This is a genomic window from Alphaproteobacteria bacterium (assembly GCA_005883305.1).
Taxonomy (GTDB): domain Bacteria; phylum Pseudomonadota; class Alphaproteobacteria; order Sphingomonadales; family Sphingomonadaceae; genus Allosphingosinicella.
Map to the genome: position 1 here is coordinate 170,734 of VBAC01000002.1, position 16,331 is coordinate 187,064.

At 67.4% G+C, this 16,331-nt stretch carries 17 protein-coding genes and 1 tRNA gene; 5 read left to right on the top strand and 13 right to left on the bottom strand.

Going from position 1 to position 16,331, the window contains the following annotated elements; genetic code table 11:
• Nucleotides 1–91: 91 nt before the first annotated feature.
• Nucleotides 92–838, top strand: coding sequence for a class II aldolase/adducin family protein (locus E6G92_14010; GenBank protein TMJ17622.1), 747 nt, complete (start codon nt 92–94; stop codon nt 836–838).
• On the opposite strand, the gene E6G92_14015 is transcribed toward E6G92_14010, so the two are convergent.
• The 5 genes from E6G92_14015 to E6G92_14035 form a co-directional block, all read right to left on the bottom strand.
• Complete coding sequence (locus tag E6G92_14015) at nt 835–2,109, bottom strand: MFS transporter (protein ID TMJ17623.1); 1,275 nt, start codon at nt 2,107–2,109, stop codon at nt 835–837. The genes E6G92_14010 and E6G92_14015 overlap by 4 nt on opposite strands.
• Nucleotides 2,109–4,460 carry a TonB-dependent receptor gene (locus tag E6G92_14020; GenBank protein TMJ17429.1) on the bottom strand — a complete coding sequence of 784 codons (2,352 nt, stop codon included), beginning with the start codon at nt 4,458–4,460 and terminating at the stop codon, nt 2,109–2,111. The genes E6G92_14015 and E6G92_14020 overlap by 1 nt, the downstream gene beginning before the upstream one ends.
• 14 nt (nt 4,461–4,474) lie before the next feature.
• Nucleotides 4,475–5,311, bottom strand: a complete 837-nt coding sequence (locus E6G92_14025) for an alpha/beta hydrolase (protein ID TMJ17430.1) — start codon at nt 5,309–5,311, stop codon at nt 4,475–4,477.
• Nucleotides 5,312–5,393: 82 nt separating this feature from the next.
• On the bottom strand, nt 5,394–5,615 hold the full coding sequence (locus E6G92_14030; GenBank protein TMJ17431.1) for a hypothetical protein: 222 nt from the start codon (nt 5,613–5,615) through the stop codon (nt 5,394–5,396).
• 82 nt (nt 5,616–5,697) lie between these two features.
• Nucleotides 5,698–5,934 (bottom strand): hypothetical protein, encoded by a 237-nt coding sequence (locus E6G92_14035; GenBank protein TMJ17432.1) that lies wholly within the window; start codon nt 5,932–5,934, stop codon nt 5,698–5,700.
• 130 nt (nt 5,935–6,064) lie between these two features.
• Here E6G92_14035 and E6G92_14040 point away from each other — a divergent pair, with 130 nt between their 5' ends.
• Together E6G92_14040 and E6G92_14045 are read left to right on the top strand one after the other, a co-directional pair.
• A complete protein-coding gene (locus E6G92_14040; GenBank protein TMJ17433.1) occupies nt 6,065–6,682 on the top strand; it encodes a TetR/AcrR family transcriptional regulator in 618 nt (205 codons plus the stop codon).
• Nucleotides 6,679–8,169 carry a long-chain fatty acid--CoA ligase gene (locus tag E6G92_14045; GenBank protein TMJ17434.1) on the top strand — a complete coding sequence of 497 codons (1,491 nt, stop codon included), beginning with the start codon at nt 6,679–6,681 and terminating at the stop codon, nt 8,167–8,169. Before E6G92_14040 ends, E6G92_14045 begins: the two co-directional genes overlap by 4 nt.
• A 47-nt stretch (nt 8,170–8,216) precedes the next feature.
• On the opposite strand, the gene E6G92_14050 is transcribed toward E6G92_14045, so the two are convergent.
• The 8 genes from E6G92_14050 to E6G92_14085 all read right to left on the bottom strand — a co-directional run bounded on the left by E6G92_14050 (nt 8,217) and on the right by E6G92_14085 (nt 14,317).
• Complete coding sequence (locus tag E6G92_14050; GenBank protein TMJ17435.1) at nt 8,217–8,450, bottom strand: hypothetical protein; 234 nt, start codon at nt 8,448–8,450, stop codon at nt 8,217–8,219.
• Nucleotides 8,451–8,669: 219 nt separating this feature from the next.
• Nucleotides 8,670–8,746 (bottom strand) — tRNA-Pro (locus E6G92_14055).
• Between the two features lie 66 nt (nt 8,747–8,812).
• A complete protein-coding gene (locus E6G92_14060) occupies nt 8,813–9,316 on the bottom strand; it encodes a DUF2628 domain-containing protein (GenBank protein TMJ17436.1) in 504 nt (167 codons plus the stop codon).
• A gap of 49 nt (nt 9,317–9,365) precedes the next feature.
• Nucleotides 9,366–10,667, bottom strand: a complete 1,302-nt coding sequence (locus tag E6G92_14065; protein TMJ17437.1) for a pyridine nucleotide-disulfide oxidoreductase — start codon at nt 10,665–10,667, stop codon at nt 9,366–9,368.
• Nucleotides 10,668–10,721: 54 nt separating this feature from the next.
• Nucleotides 10,722–11,042, bottom strand: a complete 321-nt coding sequence (locus E6G92_14070; protein TMJ17438.1) for a hypothetical protein — start codon at nt 11,040–11,042, stop codon at nt 10,722–10,724.
• Between the two features lie 43 nt (nt 11,043–11,085).
• Nucleotides 11,086–11,760 carry a pilus assembly protein gene (locus E6G92_14075; GenBank protein ID TMJ17439.1) on the bottom strand — a complete coding sequence of 225 codons (675 nt, stop codon included), beginning with the start codon at nt 11,758–11,760 and terminating at the stop codon, nt 11,086–11,088.
• On the bottom strand, nt 11,751–12,341 hold the full coding sequence (locus E6G92_14080; GenBank protein TMJ17440.1) for a pilus assembly protein: 591 nt from the start codon (nt 12,339–12,341) through the stop codon (nt 11,751–11,753). Before E6G92_14080 ends, E6G92_14075 begins: the two co-directional genes overlap by 10 nt.
• On the bottom strand, nt 12,338–14,317 hold the full coding sequence (locus tag E6G92_14085; protein ID TMJ17441.1) for a hypothetical protein: 1,980 nt from the start codon (nt 14,315–14,317) through the stop codon (nt 12,338–12,340). The genes E6G92_14080 and E6G92_14085 overlap by 4 nt, the downstream gene beginning before the upstream one ends.
• A gap of 133 nt (nt 14,318–14,450) precedes the next feature.
• On the opposite strand from E6G92_14085, the gene E6G92_14090 reads away from it, so the two are divergent.
• Nucleotides 14,451–15,203 (top strand): hypothetical protein, encoded by a 753-nt coding sequence (locus E6G92_14090; GenBank protein ID TMJ17442.1) that lies wholly within the window; start codon nt 14,451–14,453, stop codon nt 15,201–15,203.
• Between the two features lie 357 nt (nt 15,204–15,560).
• Nucleotides 15,561–16,310 carry a hypothetical protein gene (locus tag E6G92_14095; protein ID TMJ17443.1) on the top strand — a complete coding sequence of 250 codons (750 nt, stop codon included), beginning with the start codon at nt 15,561–15,563 and terminating at the stop codon, nt 16,308–16,310.
• Nucleotides 16,311–16,331: the final 21 nt, after the last annotated feature.

Consider the following 16,331-nt stretch of genomic DNA (forward strand, 5'->3'; position numbering starts at 1 on the left):
GCGAACCAGGGAGCGACTGATGGGACGCGTCGACGCAATCGCCCAAAGCATGGCCGGGGCCCATGTTCTTTCCACGGTGGAGATCCCGCCGATGCAGGACCGGGTCGGCGCGGAAGAGTGGAAGGTCCGAGTCGAGCTCGCCGCCGCCTACCGGCTGGTCGCCTATTACGGCTGGGACGACCTGATCTTCACCCACCTTTCGGCGCGCGTGCCGGGGCCCGAGCATCACTTCCTGCTCAACCCCTACAATCTGATGTTCGAGGAGGTCACGGCCTCGTCCCTGGTCAAGGTCGACATGAGCGGCAATCCGGTCGAGCCGACTCCGTTCATCACCAACGCGGCGGGCTTCACCATCCACAGCGCGCTGCACATGGCGCGCGAGGACGCCCATGCGGTGATCCACCTCCACACGCCCAACGGCCAGGCGGTCTCCGCCCATGGCGACGGGCTGATGCCGCTGACCCAGACGGCGATGCTGATCCGGGGCGATATCGCCTATCACGACTATGAAGGCGTGGCGGTCGATCTCGACGAGCGCGAGCGGCTGATCGCCGATATCGGCGACAAGAATGCGATGATCCTCAGGAACCACGGAACGCTGGCCGTGGGCGAGAATGTCGGCGAGGCCTTCATCCGCATCTACTTCCTCGAGCGCGCCTGCGAGGCGCAGATCAAGGCGCTGTCGGCCGGCCACGAGAACGTCTCCAATCCGCCGCAGGGGACTCCGGAGCTGAGCGCTGAAATGGGCAAGGTCGGGCTCAAGATGAGCGCCAATATGCTCGCCTGGCCGGCGCTGCTGAGGAAGGCCTACAGGCTCGATCCGAGCTTCGCGACCTAGCCGATCCAGTCCTTCTCGAGCCGGCGCGCGGCGACGAAGTAGATCGCCGCGCTGAGCAGGTAGAAGCCGAGCCCGAACAGGATCGAGTAACGCAGCGAGTCCTCGCCATAGGCGGCCCCGAGCCGGGTCGACATCCAGCCGAGGAACTTGATGCCGAAGGCGATGCCGATCAGATTGTTGACGAACAGGAAGCTCGCCGAGGCGGTCGCGCGCATGGCCGGGGCGACGATATGCTGGATCGCCGAGATGACGGGGCCAAGCCACGCCAGAGCGAGCATTTGGCCGATGGTGAAGAGCAGCCAGGCGACATAGAGGTTGGGGGCGAAGGCGCCCGCGGCGAAGGTCGGGGCGGTGATCACGAAGCAGATGGCCGGGATCAGCGCATAGCGCCCCGGACGGCTCGGGCCGACCCGGTCTCCGATCCAGCCGCCGAGCCAGGTGCCCGCGACGCCGCCGACCAGCACGATCGAGCCGTAATACCAGCCGACGTCTGCCTGCGAGAGGCCGAAGCTGCGGTGGAAGAAGCTCGGCAACCAGAAGATCAGCCCGTAGCCGAGGATCGAGCCGAAGGCGGCGCCGAAGGAGAGCAGCCAGAAGCTGGGATTGAAGAGAAGGACGCGCGCCACCGCGGATGCCGGCGGGGCCTCCGAGGACGACGCATCGGCCGGCGCCGGATCGAAGCGGCCGCGGGCCGGCTCTGGGACCAGCAGCTTGATCAGCAAAGCGGCCGGAAGGCCGGCGAGGCCGACGATCAGGAAGGCCATTCGCCAGGAAAGGTGGGACGAGAGCCACCCGCCGAAGAACACGCCCAAAGCCGATCCGATCGGGATCCCGAGCGAATAGAAAGCGAGCGCCCGGGCGCGCTTTTCCTTCGGATAATAATCGGCGACGAGCGAATAAGCGGGGGCGATTCCCCCGGCCTCGCCGACCGCGACGCCCATTCGGGCGACGACGAGTTGGCCGTAGGTCTGGACGAGGCCGCAGGCGGCGGTGAACAGGCTCCAGACCGCGACCGCGGCGGCGATGATGTTGACCCGGCTCTTGCGATCGGCGAGCCAGGCGATCGGCAGAGCGATCGCCGCGTAGAAGATTCCGAAGGCAATTCCGAGGTTGCCGAGCGCGCTGTCGCTGAGCCCAAACTCCGCCTTGATCGGTACCGCCAGGACTCCGATGATCTGGCGGTCGATGAAGTTGAAGATGTAGGCGAGGAGCAGGATGAGGAGGACTCGGCCGCTCACGGCCGCCCCCTCGATCCTGCTCCCGACCTGAATCAACGGAAGTTGAACCCGACCGACAGGAACACCTGCCGCGGATTCCCGTAATAGGCGGTCAGAACGCCTTCGTTGCCGAGCGTCGGGATGTAGTTGCCGGTCACCGGGTTGCGGTTGAACACGCCGGTATCCGGATTCTGCGACAGGAAGTTGTAGCCCGACACGATATATTCCTTGTTGGTCAGGTTACGCCCGTGGAGGCCCACCATCCAGCGGTCGTCGCCCGAGCGCCACACGATGTTCATGTCCCACAGGGCGAAGCCGCCCTGGTCCAGCATCGGCGTGCGCAGCTCGAATTGCTGGCTGCCGCTGCGATAGGAAATGGTGCTGCTCCAGTTGAGCCTCCCTCCGGCGACCGGCGTTTCGTAGCCGAGCGTGCCGCTGGCCGTCCATTCCGGCGTGTTCTGGATGTCGCGGCGGTCGGCGACGTCGATTCCGCGGGCGTCGATGAACTCCAGATATTTGGCGTCGAGATAGCCGAGCGCCCAGGAGAAGGTCAGCCGGTCCTCGCCCGAGAAATTGACGGGGAGGATCGCATTGCCTTCGAACTCCAGGCCCTGGAAGCGCGCCCGGCCGGCATTGGTGGTGATTCCGATGAAGGTCTGCGTGCCGCCCACCACCGCGCCGACGGAGCCCGGGACCTGGACGTCGTGATAATCGGCGCGGAAGGCGTTGAGGCTGATGTTCAGGCGCCGGTCGAACAGCTCGGCGCGATAGCCGAGCTCGTAGCTCCTCACCGTCTCCGGCTCGAACGACATGAAGTCGTAGATTTCCTGCGCGTTGCAGACCGCGCCGGCCGGCGTTCGGCAGGCGGTGGTGACCCCGCGCGGATCGAAGCCGCCGCCCTTGAAGCCTTCGGACCAGCTCGCATAGAGCGTCTGGTTCTCGGCCGGGTGGAAGCTGACCGAGGCGCGCGGCGTGAACTTCTGGAAATCGGCCGTGCCGATGAAGCTCGACGTGGTCAGGAACAGGGTGCCGTTGCCGCCGAAGAAGGGCGAGCCGCCGCCCAGGTAGGTCCGCCGAAGGACGTTGGAGGTCCGCTGGTCCCAGGTATAGCGGCCGCCGAGGGAGACGCTGAACATCGGCGAGAAATCGTAGCTGAAGTCGCCGAACAAAGCGTAGGTCTCGGTGCCGACGTCGCCGAAGGTGAGCGCGGTGACTCCGCCGGGCAGGCGCACGTCGAAGATGGTCACGCCGGTGGCGTCGAGATAATAGCCGCCGACCAGGGCATTGAAGCCGCCGCGATTGTAGAGAACCTGCACCTCCTGCGAGGTCTGCTCGTTGCGGTACACCGCCGGAACGTCGACGTTGACCGAGGGCAAGGCGTCGAAATCGATCGGGGTGTTGGAATTGTCCTTGCGGTAGGCGGTGATGCTGCGAAGCGTCCAGCCGTCCCACGGCTGAACCTCGCCGTAGAGGCTGACTCCCCAGGCGCGGACCCGCTGGGTCGGATCGAGCAGGCCGCCCTGGCTGTCGAAGACGTTGCCGAGAACGGGCGTGCCGCTGGCGATTCCCGGAATCAGCCGGTGGCCGCCGCGCGGGTTGCTGTCGTCGGCGGTGTAATCGCCCTGGAGACGAACGAAGGCGGTGCCCGAATTGTTATATTCGGCGGAAAGGCGGCCGGCCCAAACGTCCTTGTTGTAGTTTTCGAGGCCGGTGGTGAGGTTGTCGCCGAAGCCGCCGCGCGACAGCCGGGCGATCGACGCGCCGACGCGCAGGCGGCGATCCTGGGTGACCGGGGTCGAGCCCGTGAGCACCAGATCGGCCTGCTCGTCGGTGCCGACATTGCCGCGGATCCGCAGCTCCGCATCGGCGGGCAGACGGCGAGTGACATATTTGATCGCGCCGCCGATCGTGTTGCGGCCGTAGAGCGTGCCCTGCGGCCCGCGCAGAACCTCGATCCGCTCGACGTCGTAGATGTCGAGCAGCGCCGCCTGCGGGCGGTTGAGATAGACGTCGTCGATATAGAGGCCGACGCCCGCTTCGAAGCCGGCGACCGGATCCTGCTGGCCGACGCCGCGGATGAACACGGAAAGCGTCGAATTGGTGCCGCGCGAGGCCTCGATGGTCACGTTCGGGGTGGTGTCGGCAATGTCGGTGAGGTCGAGCGCGCCCTCATTTTCCAGCTGCTCGCCCGAATAGGCGCTGATCGCGATCGGGACGTCGATCAGGCGTTCCGCGCGGCGGCGCGCCGTTACGGTGATCAGCTCATCCGGTCCCGGCGTGGTGACCGGCTCCGCCGTAGTCGCGGCCGGCGGCTCCTGAGCGAAGGCGGGGCCGGCGAAGGCGGTGAGCGCGATCAACGCGGCGCCCATCTTGAGGCCGGTCTTGAGGCTGGTGGTGCTGGACATCGGGCTTCTCCTCGTCATTCGGTGGTTTGTGCAGCACGGGCGCGCGACAGGCGGCCCGCGAATTCCTTGAGCGTGTCGTTGAACAAATCCGGCTCTTCGAGATGCGGGGCGTGCCCCGAGCGCTCGAAGCGGACGGCGCGTGCCTGAGGCAGCGCGGCCACGAGATGATCGGCGGTCCCGTCGCCGTAGAGCGAGCTGTGAGCGCCGTGGACGATCAGGGTCGGGTGGCGGATCGAGGCGAGCAGGGCGCGCACGTCCTGGACGACGAGCGATTCCCAGACGGCGGCCATGGCTCCCGCGTCGTTGCGGGCGAATTCCTCCGATACCCAGGTGGCAAGCTGCCTCCGCCCGGCGGCGACGGGCTGGGCGAAAATCGCCTGGCCGGCAGAAAAGGCGAAGCTTTCGTAATCGTCGCGAATGGCGAGGCTGCGCGCGTCGCAGGCTTCGGGGGAAAGGCCGAGATCCCAGCGCGAATCGTTGCGCACCCGGGCGGTCATGTCGATCACCACGGCGCCCGCGAAGCGAGCGGCGGCGGGGCCGCTCAGCACATGCCAGAGGACGGTCGCGCCGAGCGACCAGCCGATGCCGATCGCGCCCTCCAGGTCGAGCGCCTCGGCCAGGCCCGCGACATCGGCGGCGATTCGCTCGACCGTGGGCGCCGGAGCGCCGTGCGATTCGCCGTGGCCGCGAAGGTCGATCGTGATGAGGCGGAAATCGGCGGCCAGCGCCTGCTGCTCGCGAAAGAAGCCGCCATGCGCCATCAGCCCGTGGAGCAGCACGAGCGGAACGCCCGCGCCCTCGTCGCGATAAGCGATCGTCGCCCCGTCCGAAGCGGTGAAAAGCTGCAGCATTCCCTCCCCGGCGCGCCCTCTGAAGGGAGCGTCCGCCGGGGCGGTCAGTGGCCTAAAATGAAAGTTGAGTCAATATTCAAGTTCAGGCGGGATCGTCCGGCGTCGCCTCCGGATCGCGCTCGATCGGCAGCGACCATCTGATCTGGTCGCGCAGCATCTGCTCCTGGTCGTCGAGGCCGGCCTGATAGGCGGCCGCACGCTTGCGCAGCAGCCGCTCGAGGACCACCCCGCGCGATTCGGGCGCCGCCTTGGCGGCTCGGCCGCCGGCGACGGCTTGCGACAAACGGAACGACAAACGCTTCACTCGTGACTCCTTACGCCGAGCCACCCCCCAACATCCGTTCGGTTACCGTGTCTGGGTTAAGAAGCGGTTCCCGCAGCGGGCCCTATCTGCCGAAAGGGCCAAAGGCGGATCGGGGCTGTTCCCCGCCGCCGTTGGAGGCCGCGTCCGGAAGCCCGAGCAGCTTGACGATCTCGTCGAAGCTCCCTTCCACCGCGACTTGCTGGCCGTTGAAGAAGACATCGGTAAAGGCTCCGGCCGCGGAGCGCACGAAGGCGACCTGGTCCGGATTGATGGCGACCTTCCCCCCGCCGCCCTTTCTGAGCACGACAAATTTGGCCACGTATTCTCCCCAACGAGCGTCCGACCCTAACACACATTTGTTAAGCCGCAGTTTCCGCGACGAAGGCGAAGGGCCCGCCGCTTGCGAAAAGATGAAAGGCGGTTCAAGTTCCGTTCGGGGAGAGGATTTCATGAGCGAGCTTGGCCAGACCGCCGTTTCGGCCGACAAGGCGCCGCGCACGGAGCGCGGCCGCAAGACCGTGCGCAAGCTGCTGGAGGCCGCCGCCCAGGAGTTCGGCGAACGCGGCTATCATGAGGCGGCGATCACCGGGATCACGGCGCGCGCCGGTGTGGCGCTCGGCACGTTCTACACCTATTTCGAGAGCAAGGAGGAGCTGTTCCGCGCCCTCGTCCGCGACATGAGCCGCGCCACCCGCGCCCATGTCGCCGAAGCGGTGCGCGGGGCGCCGGACCGGCTCGCGGCCGAGCGCATCGGGCTTGCCGCCTTCATCGCCTTCACCCGCAGGCATCCGGAGCTCTACCGGATCATCGAGGAGGCGCAGTTCGTCGCCGAGGACGCCTATCGCGAGCATTACCTGACCTTCGTCGAAGGCTATCGCGAGGGGCTCGGGGCCGCGCGGAGGCGCGGCGAGATCGCCGAAGGCCCCGACGAGCTGCGCGCCTGGGCGCTGATCGGGATGAGCGTCTTCCTCGGCATGCGCTACGGCCTCTGGCGCCAGGACATGGAGCCCGCCGAAGTCGCCGACCGCGCCATCGATCTCGTTTCCGAGGGCTTGCGCAAAAGATGATCGGCGACCCGCCCGATCTGATCGCCAAGCGGGCCATGCTTCAGGGCGGCCGGGTCGCGCTCGAGGATTCGGCCACGGGGCGCACGCTGACCTATGCGGAGCTCGATTCGCGTGCCGGGCGGGCGGCGGGGATGATGGAGTCGCTCGGCGTCGGCGAAGGCGACCGGGTCGCGATCCTCAGCCGCAACCGAACCGAATTCTTCGAGATCCTGTTCGCCTGCGCCAAGCTCGGAGCGATCCTCGTGCCGCTCAACTGGCGCATGCCGGCGGCCGAGCTGAACGGCCTCGTCGCCGACGCAGCGCCGAGCCTGATTTTTCACGGGGCCGAAGAAGCCGCGGCGGCAGACGCGCTGGCGCTGCCCGCGAAAGTCGACCTGGACGGAGACTATGAGGAGCGGCTCGCCGCGGCTCCGGTCCGGCGCTGGCGCGCACGCTGGCCCGCGGACGGAATCTGGTACCTGATCTACACGTCGGGAACGACCGGCCAGCCCAAAGGGGTGATCTACACCTTCCGCATGGCGCTGGCGAACTACGTCAATATCGGCGGCGCGATTCGCCTGACCGGCACGGACACGACTCTCGCCTTCCTGCCCGTCTTCCACACCGCGGGAATCAACCTGCACGCCCTTCCGACGCTGATCGCCGGCGGCCGGGTGATCGTGATGGACGGGTTCGATAGGGACCGCATCGTCGCCCTTCTGGAGGGGCGGCGGCTCGATACGGTCTTCGGCGTGCCGACCGTCTATCAGGGCCTGCTCGAACACCCCCGTTTCGCCGCCGCGCCGCTCGAGCATGTCCGCCACTGGGGCTGCGGCGGTGCGCCCCTGCCGGACGCCGTCGCGCTCGCCTGCCCCGATCTCGGAATCCGCCTCTGCGCGGGCATGGGGATGACCGAAACGGGTCCGACCGCCTTTCTCGTCGATCCGGCCGAGGCCTGGACGCGGATCGGTTCGGTCGGCCGCCCGCAACTGCTTTGCTCTGCAAGGATCGTGGGCAAGGACGGGCTGGAGGCGAAAGCCGGAGAGGTCGGCGAGCTGCAGTTCGCCGGCCCCGCAATCACGCCCGGCTATTGGCGAAACCCGGAGGCGACCGCCGCCGCGTTCACTGCGGACGGCTGGCTGATTTCCGGCGACCTCGCCCGGTGCGACGGCGACGGCGTTTTCTGGATCGCCGGCCGGCACAAGGAGATGTTCATCTCGGGCGGCGAGAACGTCTATCCCGCCGAGGTGGAGAATGTCCTGGCCGCCCATCCGGGGGTCGTCGACGCCGCCGTTCTGGCGGAGACGGATCCCAAATGGGGGGAGGTCGGCCGCGCTTTCGTCCAGCTCGCGCAAGGCGGCTCGCGCCCGGCGCCCGGGGAGCTCCAGGACTTCTGCCGAGCGCGGCTGGCCCCCTACAAGGTGCCGCGCCGCTTCGATTTCGTCGCCGAATTCCCGCGCACCTCGGCGGGGAAGATTCAAAAGCATCTGCTGGCCCAGGGCCTGTAGGGGGCTGCCGGCTCCCTCCCGGAAGACGAGGAAGCCGCGCCCGTCGTTCAGCACCAATTGCAGTACGTAATGTCCTCATAGGCGTCCAGGCGGCCGATCAGCGTGCTGTGGCCGTCGCAGTAGAAGACTTCGGTGCCCGAAACCGGACCGTTGGGGTAGGGCATGTAATAAACGATCCGATCATAGCCGGGCTGGCACTGGACCTGAGCTTCCGCCGGGAAAGCATAGACGCCGATCAACGCGGCCGTGGACAGGCCGAATGCTATCAATAGCTTCTTCATGAGTCCCTCCTCTTGTTGAAGAGATCATGAAGAGGCGCCCTTCGACGGCGCGAGTCAATATGCACCCAATACGGTAAAAGACCCTGCTTCAGGAGTTGAACCAAGCTCTCCGCGACTCTCGCGGCGCGGATTCTCGCCGTTTTGGCGTCACGATGACGCTGCACGCCCCGTCCCCCCGGACGGGGCTGCGCAGTGCGGGGGCACCGCGCAACAGCGTCATGGTCGGGGAGAGAGGATTCGAACCTCCGGCCCCTGCCTCCCGAAGACAGTGCTCTACCAGGCTGAGCTACTCCCCGACCGATGCGCTCGGCCCCGGAGATTGAACTCCGCGGCCGGCGGGGCCGGGCGTCTATAGGGAGGGGTCATGCCGAGTGCAAGCGGGCGGCGCGCTCCGCCTCGATTTGCCGCAGGAGAGGCTTCGCCGCCACAGCGGCCAGCGCGCCGCTAAGCGCCAGAGCGACGATCAGCGCGAGCGGAGACGTCCCGCCGCGCTTCGCCAATTGCTCTGGCTCAGCGCCGCTCGCCACCAGCTTCTCGATCCGCCGCCGGTAGAAATAATTTCCGTAGCCCCCGGTCAAGAAGGTGAGCAGGACCAGCAGCGCCGGCGTGTACCGGCCGAGGCCCGGGACCGCCGCGCCGAGCGCGCTGACCGCGATATTGGCGAGGATGAACAAGGCGAGGGCAAGCCACATCTTGCGGAAGACCAGCCAATAGGCGCCGGCGAAGCAGGCCGCCCAATTCCAGCTGGTCACGCAGCGCCTCTCGTCCATCTCCCGCCAGCGGCGCAGATAATAATCGGCCCGAGGGCCGATCGCGGCGCGCAGCCGCTCCTCGTTCGAAAGCGCCTCGTTCCCCTTCGCTGCCATCTCCCCCTCCCCGCCGCATTTCCGATAACCGCTCGCCCTAGCGCGATCCTCAGCCGCCCCGGGCGCCGAGCATCTCGGCGATCGCCACGAATTTTTCGCGTGGGGACCCTTCGCGCGCGCGGGCCGCCTCCGCCGCCTCGATCCGTTGCCAGTCGCGAAAGGTCACGATCTCGACCCCGCGGCTCTCCAGCAGCCGGTCGAGCCCGGGCCGCCCTTCCTTGCGTCCGCCGCCCTGCCCGACATCGGCCGCGATTCGCTCGGCCACCTCGTAGCCGTCCGGACGGTTGGTGCCGATCGTGCCCGTCGGGCCCCGCCGCGCCCAGCCGACGCAGTAGAGCCCGCCGCCGATCACTCCGTCGGCATTGGCGAAGCGGCCGCGATCCTCCTCATAGGCGACTCCCGGTATCGGCGGCGTCTTGTAGCCGATGCAGGTGACCACCAGCCCGCAGGGAATTTCGTACGTCTCCCCGGTGCCGACCGCGGCGCCCCTCTCGTCGAGCCGAGTCCTTTCGACGATCAGCCGCTCCACCTTGCCCTCGCCCTCTACGGCCACCGGCTTGGCGAAGAAGTCGAATACGATGCGCTTGGGCTTGTCCGCCGCGAGCCCCGCGAAGTCGCGCAAATGGGTCACCGATTTGCGCTGGCCGGGCTCGAGCAGGGCGTCGTCGAGCGCAGGCGGAAAATCGGCGAGGTCGACGATCGGGACGGCTTCCTCCAGATGACCGAGTTCGCCGAGCTCCTTGGGAGTCATCGCGATCTGGTGAGGCCCGCGCCGGCCGAGCACGTCGATCCTTCGGATCGCCGAATTGCCGAGCTTCGAGAAAGCGTGGGCGACGATGTCCGATCCGGCGAACTCGGCCGGAGTCTTGGAAAGGATCCGAGCGACGTCGAGAGCGACGTTGCCGTTGCCGATCACCGCGGCGGCCTCGACGTCCAGCGGCGGATCGAGATCGGCGAATTCGGGATGGCCGTTATACCAGCCGACGAACGCCGCCGATCCGACCACGCCGGGGAGGTCGCCGCCCGGTATCTCAAGGGTCCGGTCGTCAGGCGCGCCGGTGGCGAGGATGACCGCATCGTAGAGCTCGAGCAATTCGGGGATCGAAACGTCGCGCCCGACCAGCACGTTGCCGACGAAGCGCACATTTTCGCTCAGAGCGACCTTTTCGTAGCGCTTGGCGACGGCCTTGATCGACTGGTGATCGGGCGCGACTCCGAAGCGGATCAGGCCGTAGGGGACCGGCATTCGGTCGATCATGTCGACCCGGACGCCGTCGCCGAAATTCTTCTGCAGCGCCTCCGCGCAATAATAGCCGGCGGGGCCCGACCCGATCACCGCTACATGCCGCATCCCGCCTCCCGTTCGCTTTGCCCGGCGGGTGTAGCGCGCCGGGGACGGGGCGCGCTAGGCCTTCTTCGTGCGGTCCTCGAGCAGCTCGGGGGCGGAGCGCCTGAGGCCCGCCTCGATCGCCTTGCCGAAGAAGGCGAGCGCGGGCGGGAGAACCACGGTCACCCGCACCAGGCTCTCGCGCACGTCGAGCGAGGCGTCGATCTCCTGCCCCATGACGGCGACGCCGAGCCTCATGAGATCGCCCTCCCATTGCGAGCGCACCTGCGCGCCCGAGGGCAGATGGGCGGTGAGCCCGCCGACGTTGCTGGCGATGCGCCTCTTGGCCTCCTCGGCTCCGAGGCGGTGGGGGAGGTCGACGCTGATGGGTGCGCTCATGCGCCCAGTCTAGGGACGCGGCGCGCGAGCCGCAACGCCCCCCTCAGGCGTTGAAAACGTTGCAGTTCTTCGGCGTCGCGTTGCCGACGTTGGTGATCACCTGATTGGTCCGCTGGCGCACGTTGAAGGCGCTTTCGTAGCGGATGATTCGAGTCCCGAAGATCGTATCCGAGACGAGCGGCTGGTAGTTGTAGACCACCTCGACGAGCATGATCGCGGTCCCCGTCGTCGCCGCGATCCGGTTTCCGGGAGGGCCCACCGCCTGCAGATTGGCGTTGTTCTGGCCGGTGCCCTGGGGGCCGTAACTGGAGGCGACGTTGCGCGCTCCGTCGCAGCGCTGCCATCGGATCCACTGGCCGGTGCTGGCGCCGTTCAGGCCGGCCGCGTTCGGCTCGACGCTGGAAAGGATGATCCGCCCGTTCTGGCGGAAGCGGATGCTGTCGCCGGTCATCTTCGCGCCGGTCAGAAGCTCGATGACGTTGGCTTCGTCGATGCTGTCGCGAACCCGCGCCGCATTGTCGGCGGCGAGCATGGCGATGTTGCTGACTCGAAGGTGCGCCATGGCGAGGTTGGCGGTTTCGAGCCCGACCAGGCCGAGCGTGACGAGCACCGGCAAAGCCATGGCGAATTCGATGAAGGCGAGGCCGCCTTCGCAAGCGCGCAGGCGCCGAGCGAAGCGCGCGCCGCGCCGCAGCGGGGCGGGAAGGGTCAGTTGCATCGGATCGACACCCCGGTGTTGCGGGCCGCGAAGGGCTGGTTGCGCAGCACGGTATTCTGGTTGATCGTGACGTTGTCGCTCCAGCCGAAGAGATTCCCGACCGGGACGATTCGCGGATAGACCATCCGCACCTCGAAATAGACGACGTCCTCGGCATTGCCCATGCCGGTGCGGCCCCGATCGAGATCAAATTGGCCGTTGCCGTTGAAATCCTGGTAGCAATCCCCGGCATTATACTGGCCGAGCGGCACCGTATCCTGGGTGATCGTCTCGGGCGTCCTGACCCCGGTGAAGTCCGCATAGGAGCGGGTCGTGACGGTCACCGTCGCGTCGCGCGAGAAGTCCCGAAGCCTGGTTCGGACCTGGGCCGCGATCGTGTCGGTCGAAATACCGCCGACGGTGCCCATCCGCGCCGCCTCGTGAAGCGCCCCCTGCACGATCGACGAGACGTAGCTGCGGTAGCCGAGGTCGACCACGCCGACCAGCAGGCCGCACATCACCGGCAGGATCAAAGCGAACTCGACGATCGTCGCTCCGCCGGCGTCGCGCCGCAGCGCGCGGAGGAAGGAACGGCGGCTCACTGCGTCAGCCTCAGAGCGCCGATGTTGCTGCCGATCTGGCGGAAGCGGGCGATGAGGGCGTTGCGGTCCGAGATGGTCGACGCCTGGTTGGCATTGCTCGCGCAGCCCTGCATCTCGCTGGTCAGAGTCGTCCCGAAGGCGATCACCCAGATCGAGATGTTCAGGCTCTTGGCCGCGTTGCAGATCATCTTGAACCGCTGCATGTGGCGGCCGTTGAGCTCGGCTTCGGTCGGAGCGGCCTGGCCGCTCACGCGCTGGTCGTTCTTTTCGATGCCCATGAAGGTGTAGATGCCGGGATCGGTATCCATCTGGCCGTCGGTCATGAAGATGATGTGCCGCGCGACGGGCATCGAATTGTACGTGTCCGGGCTGTCGTGGAAGATGCCGCCGCTCGAGAGCATCCGAGCGCCCCACAGCATGCCGATGTCGTGATAGGTACTTCCGGTCGGCGTGAGCGCGTTGACATAGGACTGCATTGCGCTGCGGGTGAACGCGGTGAGGCGCACCGCCGCCGCGGGGCAAGCCGAGCCGACCGGCGAGTTTACGCCGCTGGTCGAAGAGGTGCGGCTATAGGCGAGCTGCGGCAGCGCCGGGTGCCAGCGCGTGGCGTCGTTGGTCGGGATGAGGTTGATGTCCAGATCGTAAGCGGTCGCCGGAATCGCCAGGTTCGCCGGCGTGGTCGACGTGATCAGATTCGGTGCGGCGGTCTGCCTCTCCTCGATGCAGCCGGCCCAGGTGATATTCGTCTTCGTTATCTGAGCGCCGGCGACACCGAGCTCTTCTCCGTCATAGATTCCGGGCGTCGTGACGTAGCCGTCATTCGTGACGTCGTTGTCGTTTGATATGGTGGTGGCGGCTGTCGCGATCTGGATCGGAGTGCCGAGCTTGTACTGGCTGACGTCGATCGGCTCCTGCTGCCACAAGGTGGCGCTCCAGCGATAGCGCGTCTCGTAGGTCGGCGTGTTGACCTGGACATAGTGGCGACGGCAGGAACGGCTGTTGGAGGAGGTGTCCGGCGCGCCGGGCCATCCCCAGTCGACGCCGCTGGTTTCGTCGTTCGAGAAGGTGCGCGTCCAGCTCGGCTGCGGAGCCGGGCCGCCGCCCTGATTGGCGCTCGGGGTGAAGCCGCTGAACGCGACGTTGCGGCCGTATTTGTCGCAATCGGTCTGCGAAATCGAACTGCCGTAGACCTGCGTCACCGGCGCCTGGGGCGGATCGGGATCGCCGACATAGGTCAGCTGGTCGTAGCGGGCGACGCGCGACTGCACGGCCGAGCTGTTGACCAGATAATCGGGATTCACGCCGCGGATCAGCGTCCCGACGTTGACCGTGCTCGAATAAGGCACGACTCCGTAGCGCAGCCGCATGCCGTTCGCTTCGAGCTGAGTCTGGATCGGCGCGAGCTCGTCGTAGAGCGCCATCACCGCGTCGCGCAGCGAAACGATCTTGTTGGTGCCGTTGAGCGGATCGGCCATCGATCCGGTGACGTCGAGGACCAGCATCACGTCCGTATTCACGAAGTTCAACGATGCGTCGCAGGTGACGTTGAGCGGCATCGAATCGAAGCCGAGGATGCGCATGATGGAGGTCGGTATGCGCGTCGAGGCGCTCACTCGGATCGTTCCTGACGTCGGCCGGGTGATGCTGGGCGTGAACGGGCGAGTTTGGTAGAGGCCCTGCTGGAAGTTGAAGTTGAAGAAGCGGGTGGCCTCGGTGCGCACGTTGGTGTCGAGCGTGTCGTTGACCATCACCCGGCGGCCGGCGAGGGCGGCGGCGTCGCAGGCGCTCTGCAGGCGGGTCTTGGCCATGTAGGCGCGGCTCATGTCGACTCCCGAGCCGATCATCGCCGCCAGCGGCACCAGAGCGGCGCCCAGAATCGCAAGCGTGTTGCCGCGCGAATCGCTGCGCAGCCGCGTCAGGAACCCCTTGCCATGTGCAGGAGACGCGTCCGGGGCGCGCCCGTCGGATTGGTGCATCTTTATCCCTCCAAGGCCCTGTCGGGCTCTTCGCGAGGGTGCTTTTGCCCGATTAAAGCTAATCGCCGCTCAAAGGGTCTGGTTACCGTCCCATTAGCTATGCCGGGCGCATTCGCGCTGCTATCGAAAGCCGATGCGGACCCTCCTTACGCTCGCCTTCGCCCTCCTCTTCCTGACCGCCGCGCCCACGCCCGCGCGCGCGCAGGAACTGCCCGTCGGTCAGGGCGAGGCCGAGTATCAGGCCTGGCTCGCCGCCGGCGGCCCGGGCCGTCAGGGCCAGGTGCTGTCGTTCGAATCCTGGCAGGACGTGGCCGGCGTTCGCGGCGTTCTTCCGACATGGCAGGTGATCCGGACCGCGAGCATGTGGCGCGAATGCGGCGGCCAGCCGTTCGAGGTGCCGCCCTTCACGCTCTGGCCCGGAATGGTCGACACGCTCCGCTTCATCCGCGACCATGTGAAGCCCGCGGTCGGCGAGGTCGAGGCGGTCTCCGGCTACCGCAACCCCGCGCTCAACAATTGCGCCCGCGGCTCCGAGCGAAGCGCCCACCTCGATTTCTTCGCGCTCGACCTGGTGCCCAAGCGGCCGACCACGCGGCGGCAATTGTTCGAGGAGATCTGCCCGGTCCACGCGCGCTACGGAGCGGCGGCCGGCGTCGGCCTCGGCTTCTACACGTTCACCCGATTCCACATCGACACGCGAAGCTTCCGCCGCTGGGGCAGCGCCGGTCCGGCGGGCAACGAAAGCCCCTGCGCGGTACTCGAGCGCGGCGGCGACCCGGAGGCGGTGCCGGTCCGGCCGTCGACCGTCCCGGTGGCTCAGCCGCCGGTGATGCCGTTCCAGCCCAACGTGACCAGCCCGCCCCCGGCGCCGGTGCCGCCGCGCTAGCTCCCCTTCCTTCAGGGAAGGGGGATGGAGTGGATCGTTCCCCGGCGAAGGCCGGGGTCCAGGCCGGCGCGAGCCGGGTTCGAATGGACTAACGAAGCTCCACCGCGCAAATCCCCAGCGCGGCGAGTCCGCTGCCAGCCTTCCAGAAGCCTTCGGCTCCTGGGCCCCGGCCTTCGCCGGGGAACGGTTCAGGAGCTGACTCCGAGGTTTTCTGGATTGCCGCGACCTGCCTCGCAACTAGCGACGCGCGGCGCCCGCCCGCATGGTTCCGCAGCCCGTCCCGCGGTTTGAACGACTCGTCGCCTCTGCACGGCCGCAGCGCCTTGAAGACCGCGATATTCTCCCTATCTTGTTGAAATGCGACAATTTATCACGGCGGCCGCGCTAGCGGCAACGCTCTTTCTCGCGCCCGGCGCGTCCTTGGGTGTGACCCAGGATCAGCCCGTGCAGACCGCAACCGTGCAGGCGCAGGCGCCCACGCCGGAGGTGTCGCCGGCCGCGGCTTACGGGCTTCCCGCCGGCCACGATCACGACCATGAATCCGGCCTCGCGCCGGGACAGGATGCGGCGCAGTTCCGCGCCTGGCTGGGCCGCTCCAGCGCCAACCGGGCGGCGATCGATGCCTTTCAGGCTCGGCTGACCGCCGAGGGCGTGGCCGGCGTCGTTCCGCTGTGGCAGCTGGTGCGCACCTCCTCGTCGTGGCGCGAATGCGGGGCGGAGCCGTTCGAGGTCGCGCCGGCCGATAAGTGGGACCATATCGTCGAGACGCTTCGGTTCGTGCGCGACAAGGTGAAGCCCGCGGTCGGCGAGGTCGAGGCGCTCAGCGCCTATCGCAACGAGCATCTCAACGCCTGCTCGGCCGGAGCGCCGCGAAGCGCCCACCGGCAGTTCTTCGCGCTCGATCTGACCCCGGTGAACGCCGCCGTGACCCGATCGGCCATGATCCAAAGCGTCTGCCGCGCCCACGCCCACGACGGGCGCAGCTACGACGCCGGGCTCGGCTTCTATTCGGGCCGGCGATTTCATGTCGATTCGAACGGGTATCGCAAATGGGGGCCGGATGGCCGGGGCGCGAGCAGCCCCTGTGCCGCGGTGCGCCAAGCCTGATTAGAGCGATGGCGTGGAGCC